Origin of the sequence: Actinoallomurus sp. CA-150999, assembly GCF_050942425.1 — a bacterium.
GTDB lineage: Bacteria > Actinomycetota > Actinomycetes > Streptosporangiales > Streptosporangiaceae > Actinoallomurus.
Genome location: NZ_CP192063.1, coordinates 11,410,263 through 11,423,863, shown reverse-complemented (window position 1 = coordinate 11,423,863; position 13,601 = coordinate 11,410,263). Strand labels below are relative to the sequence as shown.

At 70.2% G+C, this 13,601-nt stretch carries 15 protein-coding genes; 7 read left to right on the top strand and 8 right to left on the bottom strand.

The genetic code is table 11. From position 1 onward, the window contains the following. Window positions 1-88 precede the first annotated feature (88 nt). The 3 genes from ACQP2O_RS52860 to ACQP2O_RS52850 form a co-directional block, all read right to left on the bottom strand. Window positions 89-598, bottom strand: coding sequence for a phage holin family protein (locus tag ACQP2O_RS52860; protein ID WP_433177985.1), 510 nt, complete (start codon window positions 596-598; stop codon window positions 89-91). A 213-nt stretch (window positions 599-811) separates the two neighbouring features. After that, window positions 812-2,029, bottom strand: coding sequence for a CU044_5270 family protein (locus ACQP2O_RS52855; protein ID WP_433177983.1), 1,218 nt, complete (start codon window positions 2,027-2,029; stop codon window positions 812-814). Next, complete coding sequence (locus ACQP2O_RS52850; protein ID WP_433177981.1) at window positions 2,022-2,606, bottom strand: RNA polymerase sigma factor; 585 nt, start codon at window positions 2,604-2,606, stop codon at window positions 2,022-2,024. Before ACQP2O_RS52850 ends, ACQP2O_RS52855 begins: the two co-directional genes overlap by 8 nt. A 212-nt stretch (window positions 2,607-2,818) precedes the next feature. Here ACQP2O_RS52850 and ACQP2O_RS52845 point away from each other — a divergent pair, with 212 nt between their 5' ends. Then, window positions 2,819-3,514, top strand: a complete 696-nt coding sequence (locus ACQP2O_RS52845) for a hypothetical protein (RefSeq protein ID WP_433177979.1) — start codon at window positions 2,819-2,821, stop codon at window positions 3,512-3,514. 41 nt (window positions 3,515-3,555) lie between these two features. Here the strand turns inward: ACQP2O_RS52845 and ACQP2O_RS52840 are convergent, their stop codons facing one another. Then, window positions 3,556-4,101: a TetR/AcrR family transcriptional regulator gene (locus ACQP2O_RS52840; RefSeq protein ID WP_433177977.1), complete on the bottom strand. Its 546-nt coding sequence runs from the start codon at window positions 4,099-4,101 to the stop codon at window positions 3,556-3,558. A 133-nt stretch (window positions 4,102-4,234) separates the two neighbouring features. Between ACQP2O_RS52840 and ACQP2O_RS52835 the strand changes: the two genes are divergently transcribed. Continuing rightward, on the top strand, window positions 4,235-5,074 hold the full coding sequence (locus ACQP2O_RS52835) for an oxidoreductase (protein ID WP_433177975.1): 840 nt from the start codon (window positions 4,235-4,237) through the stop codon (window positions 5,072-5,074). A 133-nt stretch (window positions 5,075-5,207) separates the two neighbouring features. Here the strand turns inward: ACQP2O_RS52835 and ACQP2O_RS52830 are convergent, their stop codons facing one another. Beyond that, the gene (locus ACQP2O_RS52830; RefSeq protein WP_433177973.1) at window positions 5,208-6,896 is read right to left on the bottom strand and encodes a DHA2 family efflux MFS transporter permease subunit; all 1,689 of its coding nucleotides are present in this window, start codon (window positions 6,894-6,896) and stop codon (window positions 5,208-5,210) included. An 89-nt stretch (window positions 6,897-6,985) separates the two neighbouring features. On the opposite strand from ACQP2O_RS52830, the gene ACQP2O_RS52825 reads away from it, so the two are divergent. Further along, window positions 6,986-7,939: a helix-turn-helix transcriptional regulator gene (locus ACQP2O_RS52825; protein WP_433177971.1), complete on the top strand. Its 954-nt coding sequence runs from the start codon at window positions 6,986-6,988 to the stop codon at window positions 7,937-7,939. A gap of 14 nt (window positions 7,940-7,953) precedes the next feature. Here the strand turns inward: ACQP2O_RS52825 and ACQP2O_RS52820 are convergent, their stop codons facing one another. Next, window positions 7,954-8,850, bottom strand: a complete 897-nt coding sequence (locus ACQP2O_RS52820) for an N-acyl homoserine lactonase family protein (RefSeq protein ID WP_433177970.1) — start codon at window positions 8,848-8,850, stop codon at window positions 7,954-7,956. Window positions 8,851-8,998: 148 nt separating this feature from the next. On the opposite strand from ACQP2O_RS52820, the gene ACQP2O_RS52815 reads away from it, so the two are divergent. Further along, a complete protein-coding gene (locus tag ACQP2O_RS52815) occupies window positions 8,999-9,469 on the top strand; it encodes a MarR family winged helix-turn-helix transcriptional regulator (protein WP_433191501.1) in 471 nt (156 codons plus the stop codon). A gap of 58 nt (window positions 9,470-9,527) precedes the next feature. Here ACQP2O_RS52815 and ACQP2O_RS52810 read toward each other — a convergent pair whose 3' ends face one another. Both ACQP2O_RS52810 and ACQP2O_RS52805 read right to left on the bottom strand, forming a co-directional pair. Next, window positions 9,528-10,631: a hypothetical protein gene (locus ACQP2O_RS52810; RefSeq protein ID WP_433177968.1), complete on the bottom strand. Its 1,104-nt coding sequence runs from the start codon at window positions 10,629-10,631 to the stop codon at window positions 9,528-9,530. 10 nt (window positions 10,632-10,641) lie between these two features. Further along, a complete protein-coding gene (locus tag ACQP2O_RS52805; protein ID WP_433177966.1) occupies window positions 10,642-11,238 on the bottom strand; it encodes an RNA polymerase sigma factor in 597 nt (198 codons plus the stop codon). Between the two features lie 215 nt (window positions 11,239-11,453). On the opposite strand from ACQP2O_RS52805, the gene ACQP2O_RS52800 reads away from it, so the two are divergent. From ACQP2O_RS52800 to ACQP2O_RS52790, 3 genes are all read left to right on the top strand, one after another. Next, window positions 11,454-12,329 carry a hypothetical protein gene (locus ACQP2O_RS52800; RefSeq protein WP_433177965.1) on the top strand — a complete coding sequence of 292 codons (876 nt, stop codon included), beginning with the start codon at window positions 11,454-11,456 and terminating at the stop codon, window positions 12,327-12,329. Window positions 12,330-12,451: 122 nt separating this feature from the next. Beyond that, entirely contained in the window at window positions 12,452-12,754 is a 303-nt protein-coding gene (locus ACQP2O_RS52795) for a transposase (RefSeq protein ID WP_433191498.1), read from the top strand. 76 nt (window positions 12,755-12,830) lie between these two features. Continuing rightward, the gene (locus tag ACQP2O_RS52790; protein ID WP_433177962.1) at window positions 12,831-13,442 is read left to right on the top strand and encodes a DUF998 domain-containing protein; all 612 of its coding nucleotides are present in this window, start codon (window positions 12,831-12,833) and stop codon (window positions 13,440-13,442) included. Window positions 13,443-13,601 lie beyond the last annotated feature (159 nt).

Here is a 13,601-nt window from a genome sequence, read left to right as displayed (position 1 = left end):
CCGACCGGCAGAGAGCATCCGCGCTGACGTCGTGGTCCTCCAGGAACCCCTGGAAGGCCACGGCGTTCTTCGCGTTCAGCGCCGGTCGTTACGGCCGGCCGACACTGGTCGGCCAACGCGGGTGGGCCGGCGCGGGCAGCTCGGCCGGGAGCGGCTCGGCGGGGATCGCCCGGGCGGCGGTCGGGTGCCGCATCAGGTGGGCGTCTTCCCGGAGGGTCTCGACCGTCCGATGCGGTGTCGGAGAGAAGGTCCGCATCCGGTGGCGCCCCATGGCGTACATGATCGCTCCCGCGACCGCCCAGATGCCCCCCACGATCAGGAAGGCCCAGGCGATGTCGAGCACATGGCCGATGCCGAGTGCCGCCGCGAACGACAGCAGCACCACCACCATGTAGCCCGCGAATCCCGCCCCGCCGAACAGCCCGGCGGCCTTCCCGGCCTTGGTCGCCTCCTGACGGACCTCCGCCTTCGCCAGCGCGACCTCCTGCCGCATCAGCTTCTGCAGGTCGGCGGTCGCCTCGCCGACGAGCCGGCCGATCGAGGTGTCTCCGGACGCGGCGACCCGTGGGACGCCGGTGCCATGAACAGAGGTCGACATGTCAGCTCACCCGTCCCTTTCGCGGCCGATCGACTCGGCGCCTCTTCAAGGGTTCGCCATTGATTCGACCCCTACCCGCTACGCGCCGTTCGACCCCTCAGGGGCTGGTCACTCCACAAGGACGCGGAAGCTCTTGAGCCTGTTTCCCGCTGCGGACGGCCGAAAACGAGGGAGGGGCCTGGCCGCCATGGCGGCCAGGCCCCTCCCGAGCGCTCACGGGCCGGCCGGGAGCTTCGGCTCCGAGTTCACCCACTCCGCGACGGCGTAGACCTTGTACGAGGAGACCTCCCCCGGCCGGTGGAACCGGTCGGGCTGGTCCTGGACCCGCAGGGTTCGAGGCTTGCCGTCGTCGCCCGGGGGGAGTTTCCGGCTGCCGTGCGGCGGCGTCGCCACGAGGTCCCTTACGGCCAGGAGGGTCCCGGTGGCGGGGTCGATGATCCACTGACGTCGGTACGTGCCGAGTTGCTTGGGCGCGGTGTACAGGCCGAGGGGGACGGTCGTCTCCACCGGCAGGGAGATCACCGTTCCGGTGCGGCCCATGGGATCGGTCTCCGTGCCCTGGGCACGGACGCCGGGCTGCGCGGCGAGCATCCGGAACGCCGCCGCCCGTACCTTCGGCGGGGCGGGCACGTCGGCCAGCAGCCCGCCGGCCACATCGCTCAGCGCCCGGACGCGCTCTGCGCCTTGGAGGGACCCCAACCGTTCCTTCGCGGACGTCGAGGAGTACGCGTGCCAGCGGTCGCGCAGCTTGAACAGCGCGTTCTCCAGGGCCTTCGGCTCGGTCGGCAGCTCGGCGATCTGCCTGGGCGTCAGGCCGTAGAACTCCTGATTACTTTCCGGTCGCGGATGAGGAAGCTGCATGGCGGTTTTCGGGTCGAGGAACAGGGTGACCGGGCCCTCGCTGCTCGGGGCCTGGATCGTCGTCGGGGATCCCGCCTGTTGCCACTTCGCCCTGTCCTGGGCGGTCCACGGCCGGGCGGGCAGGTCGGTGACGTTGAGGAGCGTCCTACCGTCGCGTCTGGTCCACATGTCGTACTGCTGCCTCGACTCGATCTTGTAGTGGTCGGCCCTGGTCTTGCCGACCGCGTAGATCACGCCATTGATGCGCCTGGTGTGCCAGTACGCGCCGCTCGGCGCCTTCTCCGCGTTGGTCGCGGCGACGAGCAGCGCGTTTCCGCCGCCGCCCGTCCGAAGCGGAACCGTACGGCCGGGCGACGGGTGCCCGCCCGAGTCCAGGGAGAGGACGGCCACGGATCCCGCGGCCACCGCCCCGGCCGCGACCACGCCCATCAGCGGCACCATGAGCCGGCGCCGGGTGCGCGGGCGCGGAGCGGGGCGGGAGCGCCAGTTGGTGCGCAGGGCGAGACGGTCCGGGTGCTCCTCGCGGGCGAGCGCCGGTCGCATCTGCCGCAGGGCGTCGAGTTCATCCATCGTTCTTCGCCTCCGGGAGGGCCTTCTGTAGCTTCTTTCGAGCCCGGTGGATCTTGGCTTTGACGGTGCCGAGGGGCAGGTCCAGCGTCGCCGCGATCTCGGCGTACGACAGCTCGCCCCAGGCGAGGAGCAGGAGGGCGTTGCGGTCCTCGGTCTTCAGCGAGGCGAGGGCCTTGGCCAGCTGAGGACCGAGCGCGGCGGCCGCCACCCGATCGTCGGTCGCCTCGGCCACGCCGACCTCGGCGGGGTCGACTCCGGTCCGGGCGAACGCCCGGTACATGCGGGTCTCCTGGCGGTGGTGCTGGGCGATCAGCTTGCTGGCGATGCCCCACAGCCACGCGCCGAACTCGAAGCGTCCGTCGAATCGCTCCCGGCGCCGGAACGCGATGGCGAACGTCTCCGACACGACGTCGTCGGCCAGGGCGGCTCCGAGGCGCCGTTTGATGTAGGCGTGGAGTCGTGGCGCGTGGCGGCGGAACAGTTCGCCGAACGACTCGGGGTCTTCCAGGGAGGCGGCGACGAGTGCCTTGTCGGCGGGTCCTCCCTGCGCGTGGCTCACCGCTCTCGCCGTGGCCATGGGCCGCTGTGTCCCTTCATGCGTCACTCTCCGTTGTCGGGCTGCTGACACCCGGCTCTCTCCCGAAGACCGAGGTCGGGTTGCGCCCGAACCGCCCGAATCATGATCTCGGCCATCGCAACCGGCCGCTCGGATGAAGGGCCGTGATCCGCGACCGGATCGTCATCTGTTCGCCCTGTCCAGCGCCGTACCGCTCGGGTACGGTGCCCGGCATGGTCGATGCGTTCGATGTGCGTGCGGAGCTGGCCGGCGTCGAGGACCGTGCCGGGGCGTGGCGGTTCATCCAGGGGTTCGCGGCGGCGTGGGCGACACCGCTCACGGACGCCGACGGCTGGGAGGACGCGGACCTGAACGCCGTCGAGACGCGGCTCGGCGTCACCCTGCCCGCCGCCGTACGGGAGGCGTACGCGCTGTTCGGCCGGCGCGGGGACCTGACCAGTAACCAGGACGAACTGCTCGAGCCGAAGCAGCTGTACGTCCACGACGGGCTACTGGTGTTCCGCGACGAGGACCAGGGCGCGGCGCGGTGGGGCGTCCGGCTCGACGGCCCCGACCCCGCGGTGTTCATCCGGCCCGACCTGGCCGATGAGGGGGCCGAGAGCTGGGAGCCGTGGCTGGACTCCTTCTCCCTCACCTGCGTCGAGATGGTGCTGTCGGAGACCCTCCACGCCGACGAGACGCTCGCGGACTATCGCGAGGTCAACGAGGACGATCTCGAGGTGCTCGAGCGGTACGCCCGCCTGCCCCTCCCGGAGTACCCGTCGGGTCAGCTGCCTGGATCGCGGTGGTTCGCGGGCCTGGACGTGCTCGTACGGGAGGATCAGCGGGCCTGGCTCACGATCCGCGCCCGTTCGGAGGAGGCTCTCGTGAACTCCTGCGAGGACTTCGGCGACGGCTGGCTGGCCTAAACGGCCGGTGTGATCACCGGAGCGGGTGATCGCCGGCCAGGTCACCGACGGCCGACGCCGTTCAGGAGGGTGTCCACGACGAGGTCGGCGGCCTGCGGGGGCTTCAGGTCGGGGAATCGGTGGGCGGCGCTGTCGACGAGGTCGTCCAGTACGGCGCGGACCCAGCCGGTCGGCAGATCGGCCCTCAGGAACCCTTCGTCGGCCGCTCGCCGCAGGAAGACGTCCAGGCGGCGGCTCAGCTCCTCCCGGCGGACGCTCGCGGTGGGATGGTCGAGAATCATCCGACGCGTGTCGACCGGCCACTCCCGGCTGACCGGGATGATGCCCTCCACGTAGCGGTGGAGGGCGACCGGTACCGGTGCCTCGGTGAGCCGTGCCTCGTCGAGGATCCGTTCGGAGGAGTCGAGCTTCGTCTCGAAGACGGCGGCGAGCAGTGCCTCTCGCGTGGCGAACCGCCGGTAGACGGTTCTCCGGTCGACCCCGGCCTCCGCGGCGATGGTCGTGATGCTGGTCGAGGGGTCATCGGCCAGCAGGCGGGCCCCGGTGCGCAGCACCGCGTCCAGATTGCGGGCGGCGTCGGCTCTCATCTCGGCTCCCGGGTGCGGGTGTGACGGTCGATCGATTCAATCTTCCCACCATTGAGGAAATAACTCGAATAAGTGCCACGTTAGTGTGACAGTTGCCTGATGAGGGCAATCCCTCAACGGAAGGAAGCAGATCATGTCCCGAACCTGGCTGATCACCGGTAGCTCGCGCGGCCTGGGCCGCGCGCTGACCGTGGCCGCGCTGGAGCGCGGGGACACCGTGGTCGCGACGGCGCGCCGCCCCGAACAGCTCGCCGATCTCGTGGACCGCTATGGCGACCGCGTCCGTACGTTCGCGCTGGACGTCACCGACGCCGAGGCCGCCCGCGCCGCCGTCCGGTTCGCCGTCGAGGCGTTGGGCCGCCTCGACGTCGTCGTCAACAACGCCGGGTACGCCAACTCCTCGGCGATCGAGGAGACCACGGATGAGGACTTCCGCGCGCAGGTGGAGGCGAACTTCTTCGGCGTCGTGAACCTCACAAAGGCCGCGCTTCCGGTGCTGCGCGTCCAGCGCTCCGGCCACTTCGTGCAGGTCTCCTCGGTCGGCGGCCGCGTGGGTGGCTCGCCGGGTGCCGCCGCCTACCAGGCGTCGAAGTTCGCCGTCGAAGGCTTCTCCGAGGTCCTGAACAACGAGGTCAAGCCGCTCGGCATCAAGGTCACGATCGTCGAGCCGGGGGCGTTCCGCACCGACTGGGCAGGCTCGTCCATGACACTCGCGCCCGTCGGCCCGGACTACGAGCAGACCGTCGGCGCGATGAACCGCCGCCGCGCGGGCCTCGACCGGACCTCCCCCGGAGATCCGGAGCGGGCGGCGCGGGCCATTGCGGACGTCATCGACCTGGACGAGCCGCCCCTGCGCCTCCTGCTCGGCTCGGACGCCTTGGCGGCGGCCGAGCGGTCCTCCCGGGAACGCGCGGCCGAAGCGGCCCGATGGGCCGACGTGAGTCGCTCCACCGACTTCCTCGACGTGGCCTGACCGAGGACATGAGCGGCGACGGGACGTCGACGCAGGCAGAGCCTCTAACGAAGTATCGCCGGAGACGGCAGCGCCCCCGGCCGGGCGGCCGGGGGCGCAGGGGTGGGGGGCGGCGTCCGCCCGGGGCTACCGCTCAGGCCGGGGCGGCCTCGGCGCGGGCCTTCCGCGGGAGCAGGAACCCGAGCCCGAAGGCCAGCGCGATCAGTCCGATGGTGACCAGCGCCGTGATCCCGGCGGCGTCGAGGGAATCGCGGCGGTGGGTGTCCAGACCCGCCGTGGTCAGCGCCTTGACGACCGCCGGGGAGGCCGAGCCGGTGGCCCGGCAGCTGGCCGGCACGGTGTCCGGGTCCTTCTCGGCCTCGCGGTCGTGCACGCAGGTCCGGACGCCCGCGACGATCGGGGCCTGGGCCGGGGCGGGCACGCCCGCCTGGGTCAGCGCGGCGCGCAGCCGAGGCGCGGCCGAGGCGTCGAAGTTGTGGTGCGCCTGCGCGCCGAGCAGCCCGAAGAACAGGGTGCCGATGACCGCGACGCCGAGCGACATGCCGAGCTGCTGGATGGCCTGCAGGGCGCTGGACGCCGAGCCGACCTCGTGGTCGGTGACCTCGCCGAGGATGATGTCGAACATCGGCACGAAGATCATGCCCATCCCGACGCCGCCGACCAACAGCGGGGCGATGAAGTCGACGCTGGTGAGGTCGGGTCCGACGTACTGGAAGACGCCGTAGAGGACGGCCAGCCCGATGCCCATGCCCGCCAGGCCGATGTGCAGGAGCCGCCGGCCGAGCTTGACCATGAGCGTGCCGCTGATCGCCGAGCCGATCATCGCGCCGAACGCCCAGGGCGCGGTCGTGAGGCCGGCGCGCAGCGGGCTGTATCCGAGGCCGACCTGCATGAACACGCCGAGGGTGAGGAGCGTGCCGCCCATCGCCCCGGTGAAGGCGATCGCGAAGACGACCCCGGAGGCGTACGAGCGCCGGGTGAAGACGCCGGGCTCGATCAGCGGCGTCGCGCCTACGCGCTTGCGGCGGACCTGGTACGCGGCGAACAGGGCGAGCACCGGGACCGAGCAGGCCAGGAGGATCTTGGTCCACAGCGGCCAGCCGAGCTCACGGCCCTGCACCAGCGGGAAGATCAGCATGAAGGTGCCGGAGGCGGCCAGGGCGACGCCGGGCAGGTCGAGCCGCGCCGAGCGCACGGCGGGCGGCGTCGCGGGCAGGAACTTCGCCGCGACGGCCAGCGCGAAGGCGCCGATCGGGACGTTCACCAGGAAGATCATCCGCCAGCCGGTGCCGAACAGGTCGGCGTGGATCAGCGTTCCGCCGGTGATCGGGCCGAGCACCGCCGACAGCCCCATCACCGGGCCGAACGCGGTCCACGCCTTCTTCATCTCCTCCGCCGGGAACAGGTCACGGATCAGCCCGAACCCCTGCGGCAGCATCACCGCCCCGAATGCGCCCTGCAGCACCCGCGAGACGATCAGCATGGTCGGGGAGCCGGCGGTCGCGCAGGCCACGGAGGCCACCGTGAAGCCGCCGACGCCGATCAGCAGCATCCGCTTGCGGCCGAACATGTCGCCGAGCCGTCCGCCGATGAGCAGCATGACCGCGAGCGCCATCGTGTAGCCGGCCGCCATCCACTGCAGCGTCGCGTACGACCCGCCGAGGCTCGCCCGGATCGCCGGGGCCGCCGTATTGATCACGGTGCTGTCCAGCAGGTCCATGACGCTCGAGGCGAGGACGGCGGAGAACGCGAGCCACCGCCAGCGGTACGGCGCGGTGGTCTTCTCGTCCGCCGCGAGCGGGGATTCGAGGATTTCGGTCAAGGCCATCTCCTGTGAACGAGGTCGATGAACAAGACGTTAGAGTTCATAGCGGCCACTTCCTGACCGCAATGACCGGAACCCTGAAAGACATGGCGAACACGAGCTCCCGCACCCTCCGGCTGCTGTCCCTCCTGCAGACCCACCGCTACTGGCCCGGCCCGGAGCTGTCCGACCGGCTCGGCGTCTCTCCCCGTACGCTCCGCCGTGACGTCGACCGGCTCCGTGAGCTGGGCTATCCGGTCGTCGCGCACCGGGGCGTGGACGGCGGCTACCAGCTGGCGCCCGGTGCCGCGCTGCCCCCGCTCGTGGTCGACGACGAGGAGGCCGTCGCCCTCGCCATCGGCCTGCGGATGGCCGCGCAGGGCGCCGTCGCCGGCATCGAGGAGTCGGCGGTCCGCGCCCTGACCAAGGTCGTCCAGGTGATGCCGCCCCGGCTGCGCCGCCGCATCGACGCGCTGCGCGCGGTCACCGTCCCCGCGGCCTGGGGCGCCGGCCCGACCATCGACGCGGACGTGCTCACCGCCGTCGCCCAGGCCTGCCGCGACGAGGAACGGCTGCGGTTCTCCTACCGGGCCCGGGCCGGCGAGCAGACCGCCCGCCACGTCGAACCGCACCGCCTCGTCTCGCTCGGCCGCCGCTGGTACCTCGTGGCGTACGACCTGGGCCGGCACGACTGGCGCAGCTTCCGCCTCGACCGGCTCTCCGACCCGGGCAGTACGGGCGAGCGGTTCCGCCCCCGTGACCTGCCCGCCGAGGACGCCGCGGCCTTCGTCCGGGCGGGCATCGCGACCATCCCGACGACCTACGCCGTCGAGGTCATCGTGCACGCCCCGGCGGCCAAGGTCCGCGCCACCGTCTCACGCTGGGGCACGGTCGAGGAGCTCGCCGATGACCGATGCCGCCTGCTGATGACCGTCGACGGCCTGGAGTGGCCCACCATGCTGATCGGCGCGATCGGCGCCGAGTTCGAGATCGTCGGCCCGCCGGAGCTCACCGACTTCGTCCGCGAGTGGGGCACCCGCTTCCTCCGCGTCACCGACTGACGTGCGGACACCCCCTAGACGGTGGCCGAGCGGCTTCCGGAAGGTCCCGGAGCCTCATCGGCGAGCGCGGCGGCCAACCGGTCGCCGGCACCCGGATCGTGGGCGGGCAGGACGACCAGCCCCGGGAACCGCGAGCGGAGCTCGTTCACCATCTGCGTCGCCGTGCGCATGGCGCGCTTGTTCCCGACACCCGGGAGCTTGCCGTCGATGAGCAGCCGGTCGTCGTAGGTCAGGTCGCCGACCATGAGAAGCGGCGCGTGCCCGGGCCGGCGCACGAGCATGGACAGGGAACCGGGCGTGTGGCCGGGCGTGGGCAGCAGCACCAGGCTGCCGTCGCCGAACAGGTCGTGCCCGCGGGTGAACGGCGCGAGCGAGGGCTCGGCGAGGCCCTCCATGTCGATCAGGTTCCATCGCAGGCCCGGTAGGTCGATGTGGCCGGGCATGAGGCCGCGGGCCTCGGGCAGCGGCTTGTGCAGGGACTCCCACTCCGGTCGGCTGACGGCGATCTCGGAGCCGCCGAGGTGGGGCAGTCCGCCGATGTGGTCCTGGTGCAGGTGGGAGATGACGGAGGTGTGGACGTCCTCGATCCGGTGGCCGAGCCCGCGCAGTCCGGCCGTCAGGGTGTCCTGGGGGTCGATGTCGAACTTGGCGAGCCGGGAGTAGACGAACCCGTTGAGGCCGCCGGGGAAGTAGTGCGGGTCCGTGACGGAGGCGCGGTCCTGGCCGGTGTCGAACAGGACGAGGCCTTCGCGGTGCTCCACGACGTAGACGTTGATCGGCCGGGGTTCGGTCCACCGGCGCGAGGAGAACAGCCAGACATAGGTGTTCTTCCGCGTCGGTCCGACGTGCTCGGGGCGGATGGCGACGGTGCCGGTGCTGATGACCGACACGGCGCTGATGGGGTCGTTCATGGCGATCTCCTTGAGGTCGATTACACGACATTAGATGACACGACATCTAGTCTCGTCAAGCCTTCTCCGTGAATCAGTTGTCGTGTCATACGTGTCGTGTAACCTGATCTCTCGGTTGGCGTACCGAACAGTGAGGGGCGTGCACGACATGAAGCCGATCGAGGAGTTCCGCTACCTCATCCTCGCCGTTCAGCGCGAGGGGAACCGCCTCCTCGGCGCCGCCCTGCGGCCGCTCGGGCTCACCCCGTCCCAGGCCGAGGTGCTGCGGGTCCTGCACGATCACCAGCCGCTCACGCTGTCGGCCCTCGGGCGGCTCCTGGTGTGCGAGACCACCGCGAGTCCCAGTCGCCTGGTCGACCGGCTCGTGGCCCAGGGCCTCGTCGAGCGGACCACCGATCCGGATGACCGCCGGTTCGTCACCCTGACGCTGACAGCCGAAGGACGCCGACTCGAGCGCGAGATCGTGGCCATCGAGGACCGGCTGTACGCCACCCTGGAAGAACTCATCGCGGGCCGGTCGCTCGAAGAGCCGCTGGCCTTGCTGCGCAGTGTGGCGGACGCCTTTCCGTCCGGTGAGGCCCTCGCCCGCCGCAGGGGTGACGCTTCGCTCGCCGGCTGACCCGGCGGGCATGGCGATGCCGGTACCGCCCTCTTGCGTGCGGTACCGGCATCAGAGATCAGTTGATCGGGTTCGGGGTCCAGTTCGCCGGATCAGTGCCGAGAACGGTCATCCGCTGGTACAGGCCGACGACTCCACCGGTCTTGTCGAGCTTCGCCAGCACCGCACCGGACGCGGTGATCTGCACGTCGAAGCCGTTGTCCCCGTAGACGTACAGGAGGCTCGGCGCCCGGTACGCGGGGTGCCCCTTCAGCTTCGTGTTGGGACCCGGAAGACCCTTCCAGGGCTTGCCGGGCTTGCCGGGGACGGCGGTCCCGACGGTGCCGTTCGACTTGACGATGCTGATCTCCAGGTTGGAGGACGGCCCCCCGGCGTCGTAACCCACGATGGCGCTGAGCTCGTCGTGCGCGCCGTTGTTGAGCACCGTACGATCCGGGCTCAACCCGCCGGGCACCCCGCCGATGTGCAGGGGCATCTCGATCGGCCGGTTGTCGCCGAACTTCGCCGACGTGGCGATCCTGTACGCCGTCCTCGTCAGCTCGGCGCTGCTTCCGCGCAGCCCGTCGCCCTCGAGGTCGGCCCAGCTGTTCGGGGCGTACTGCCAGCGCAGCTCGAACGACGACTGCCCGGACGGGCTCGGTTTGTAGATCCAGTAGGCGGAGTGGCCGTTGATGGACGCGGCGGGGATCCGCTTGGCCGGGATGCCGCCGGGCAGGTAACCCAGGAACGGCTCCTTTCCTTGCTCGTACGCGGTGAGGGTCACCGAGGCCTCGCTCTTCTGCGCGGTGACCTGGAAGAACTTCTCATGCTGGTGGTCAGCGACGTAGCCGTTGGCGTGCAGGCCGGGGGGCAGCCAGCCGAAGGTCGCGCGTGCCACGAGCGGGTCGCTGTACTTGGCCGCCTCCGCGGCGGGAGTGCCGTGCACGGTGACGGGGGAGACGCCCGCCTGGGTGGCCGCGATCGCGACGCCGGCGGCGGCCGCCACCCCACCGGCGAGCAGCATGACCCGGACACCGCCGAAACGCCGGCGGGTCCGTACGGCGCGCCGCGCGCCGGGCTCGTCGATGGCCGCGATGAGCCGCTTCTCGCCGGCGTCGAGACGCTGCTGCGACGGGATCGGGGCGTCGGTGCGCATCGTGCGCATCAGATCGAGGTCGTTCACGGTCGGTGCCTCAGCCTTCATCGGAAATGGACAGGGGGTTTCCGTCGCCGAGAGCGGCGCGGATCTTCTTTCGAGCCCGATGCAGCCGCGATCGCACCGTCCCCACGGAAATGCCCAGCGCCTGGGCGGTCTCCTCGTAGGACAGATCCGCCCAGGCCACCAGCAGCAGGACCTCCCGGTGCGGTCGGCTGAGGCCGGCGAGGGCGGCCGCGAGCGGCTGGTGCATGCCGGCCGCCACCACCCGGTCGTCGGCGCCATCCAGCTGACCGCCGTAGGTCTGCACCACCGGGTCGGCGCCGCTGCGGGCGAACGCCCGCAACATCCGGGTCTCCTTGCGGTGGTACTGGGCCATCACATTGGCGGCGATCCCGTACAGCCAAGGCCTGGCGTCCGGTCGTCCGAGGTCGTACTTCCGGCGTTTCTCGAACGCCCGGTAGAACGTCTCGGCGGTGACGTCGTCGGCCATGTCGTCGCCGAGTCTTCGGGCGACGTAGCGGCTGATGTGAGGGGCGTGCCGTCGGTACAGCGCGGCGAAGACCCCGGGCTCTTGCCAAGACTGCTCGATCACAGCGGCGTCGCTCACGCCCTGTCGGGTCGTCACAGTCATACGGCTCCCGTCTCTTGCAGCCGGTGTTCCGGCCGTGCGCGGTGTGCGCTTCACCCGCTTTTCCCCGACTCCGCGAAACGGGTTCCACCCCGCCCCAGTGGCAATAGGGCGTTCTCCCTACTGCGCGTTGGTGCGCTCCCTTTGAATACTGATCGCGTCCACTCGATGACAAAGAGTGGCCGGGGCCTTCTTCGACCCGACGCCATTCTTTCGGGGTGCCCAACTACACCGACCAGGTCGTCGCCACCGAGGTGCGCCCCGGCACCGATTTCAGCGTCTGTGGCCAATTCGGCCACGCCAACATCGACGGCGATTTCAAGGGCTACAGAGGACGTGGCCGTGGAGGCTGTCGGCAGTGGTTGCTAAGGTCCCCACCCGTGGGGAACGCCTTCGACCTGCGCGCCGGGCTGGGACAGGTGCACGATGCCGCCGGGGCCTGGAGGTTCATCCGGGAATTCTTCGAGCACTGGTCGCGGCCGTTGCGCGACGGCGACGGCTGCGACGAGGCTGAGATCCGGCGCGCGGAGCAGAGACTGGGCATCGTGCTACCGGAGGTCCTGCGCCACGGCTACCGGCTCTGCGGCCGGCGTGACGATCTGAGGCGCCAGATGCGCCTGCTCCTGCCGCACGAGCTCCGTCTCGATGCGGAGGGGAAGGTACTGGTCTACCAGGAAGAGCATGAGTACGTCATAGAGGTTGGAACGCGCCTGACCGGCCAGGCCGACCCGCCCGTGGTCTGGCGGGCACCCGATCCGATGACGGAGTGGGAACCGTACCTGCCCAGCATGTCGTGGGCGTGGGTGGAGATGGCCCTGTCGGAATCGATGGGCGAGGAAGCCCTCTTTGACATTCTGTGGTGGGACGCTGCCGGCGTCGCCGAAGTGGAGCGCCGTTTCGAGCGGCTCGCCGTCCCCGGCTATCTCTACGCTCCAGAGCCGGGACGGAACACCGGCACCCGCTGGTTCGGCGGGCACGACGTGCTCCTCCGAGATGACGGGTCGTACGCGTGTGCCCGCTGCCGCACCAAGGCGGCCCTGACCTGGCTGCATGAGACGCTACTCGGCGAGTGGGTGGTGCACCCCGAGGGCTGATCCGCCTCGCGTCCATCTGGTGCGATAACCACAACTGCGAAGAACGACTCCGCCATATCGTCAGCAGGGGCTGGCGTAGCCTGATGCGGCACTAGGGCGTGTCCCGTGGATCAGTGAAAGCCATGGGCGACAAGGCCTACTCCTCCAAAGGCAACCACGCCTACCTGCGCCGCCGCCGCATCAAAGCCGTCATCCCCATCAAGAAGGACCAGGCCGCCAGCCGTCGCAAGCTCGGCAGCGCCGGAGGCCGCCCACCCGCCTTCGACCCCGAGGCGTACAAGGGCCGCAACACCGTGGAGCGCTGCTTCAACAAGCTCCGCCAGTTTCGCGCCGTCGCGATGCGCTTCGACAAGCGAGTCCGCATCTACCAGGGCACCATCGACGTCGCCTCTATCCGCATCTGGCTCCGAGACCCAGTCCCTTGATCTACAAGACCGGTCCCAACCCAGGGCCTCGTCAACATAGGTTGACACATGGTCGATGTCAACCTATGTTGACAGCGTGGCTGATCGAATACTGCTCGCCTGCGGGGTGGCCGCCGGTCCCCTCTTCACCGCCGCGTACCTTCTAGAAGGCGCCACCCGTGCCCACTACAAGCCGCTACGCCATCCGGTCAGCTCGCTCGCCCTCGGCGACCACGGATGGACCCAGACCGCCAACTTCATCGTCGCGGGCCTGCTGTCCCTGGCCTTCGCTGCGGGCCTGTGGCGTGTCGGAACCTCACGCTGGGGCTCGTTGCTCGTCGGTGTGTGGGCGATCGGCCTGCTGTGCGCCGGGATCTTCCGGACAGATCCGGTGAGCGGCTACCCTCCCGGAACCCCCGACCTGCTCCAGCACAACACCAGACAGGGAACTCTCCACGACCTCTTCTCCCTCATCGGGTTCGTGGCACTGGCCGCGGCCTGCATCGTGCTCGCTTGGTCGGGCACGCGCGGATGGGCGATCTACTCGATCGCAAGCGGCGTGCTCTTCGCGGCAACGATGGTGCTAGCCGGCACCGCATTCGCCCAAGAGAAAAACCTGGTCGATCTAGGCGGACTGATCCAGCGCATCTCGATCACCATCGGCTGGGCATGGCTGACCCTGCTCGCCGTACGTACCCTGCGCGCCTGACCCTCCACCCGGCTTCTCGGCGCGCAGCCACGGCGGGCAAGGGCACTGCCGCGGCTGGCCTAGTCCTTGATCCACAGGACACGCTCTAGTGCCGCATCAGGCAGCGTTCGCCCTATTGACTACCTCGCAGAGGCGTTCGCCCGCGGCGTGCTTGTTCCA

What these genes read in the sequence shown, in the direction of transcription:
- ACQP2O_RS52855 (WP_433177983.1), bottom strand. Translation starts at nt 2,029, where the DNA reads ATGGATGAACTCGACGCCCTGCGGCAGATGCGACCGGCGCTCGCCCGC.
- ACQP2O_RS52815 (WP_433191501.1), top strand. Translation starts at nt 8,999, where the DNA reads ATGAAGCCGATCGAGGAGTTCCGCTACCTCATCCTCGCCGTTCAGCGC.
- ACQP2O_RS52825 (WP_433177971.1), top strand. Translation starts at nt 6,986, where the DNA reads ATGGCGAACACGAGCTCCCGCACCCTCCGGCTGCTGTCCCTCCTGCAG.
- ACQP2O_RS52820 (WP_433177970.1), bottom strand. Translation starts at nt 8,850, where the DNA reads ATGAACGACCCCATCAGCGCCGTGTCGGTCATCAGCACCGGCACCGTC.
- ACQP2O_RS52795 (WP_433191498.1), top strand. Translation starts at nt 12,452, where the DNA reads ATGGGCGACAAGGCCTACTCCTCCAAAGGCAACCACGCCTACCTGCGC.
- ACQP2O_RS52840 (WP_433177977.1), bottom strand. Translation starts at nt 4,101, where the DNA reads ATGAGAGCCGACGCCGCCCGCAATCTGGACGCGGTGCTGCGCACCGGG.
- ACQP2O_RS52805 (WP_433177966.1), bottom strand. Translation starts at nt 11,238, where the DNA reads ATGACTGTGACGACCCGACAGGGCGTGAGCGACGCCGCTGTGATCGAG.
- ACQP2O_RS52845 (WP_433177979.1), top strand. Translation starts at nt 2,819, where the DNA reads ATGGTCGATGCGTTCGATGTGCGTGCGGAGCTGGCCGGCGTCGAGGAC.
- ACQP2O_RS52860 (WP_433177985.1), bottom strand. Translation starts at nt 598, where the DNA reads ATGTCGACCTCTGTTCATGGCACCGGCGTCCCACGGGTCGCCGCGTCC.
- ACQP2O_RS52835 (WP_433177975.1), top strand. Translation starts at nt 4,235, where the DNA reads ATGTCCCGAACCTGGCTGATCACCGGTAGCTCGCGCGGCCTGGGCCGC.
- ACQP2O_RS52850 (WP_433177981.1), bottom strand. Translation starts at nt 2,606, where the DNA reads ATGGCCACGGCGAGAGCGGTGAGCCACGCGCAGGGAGGACCCGCCGAC.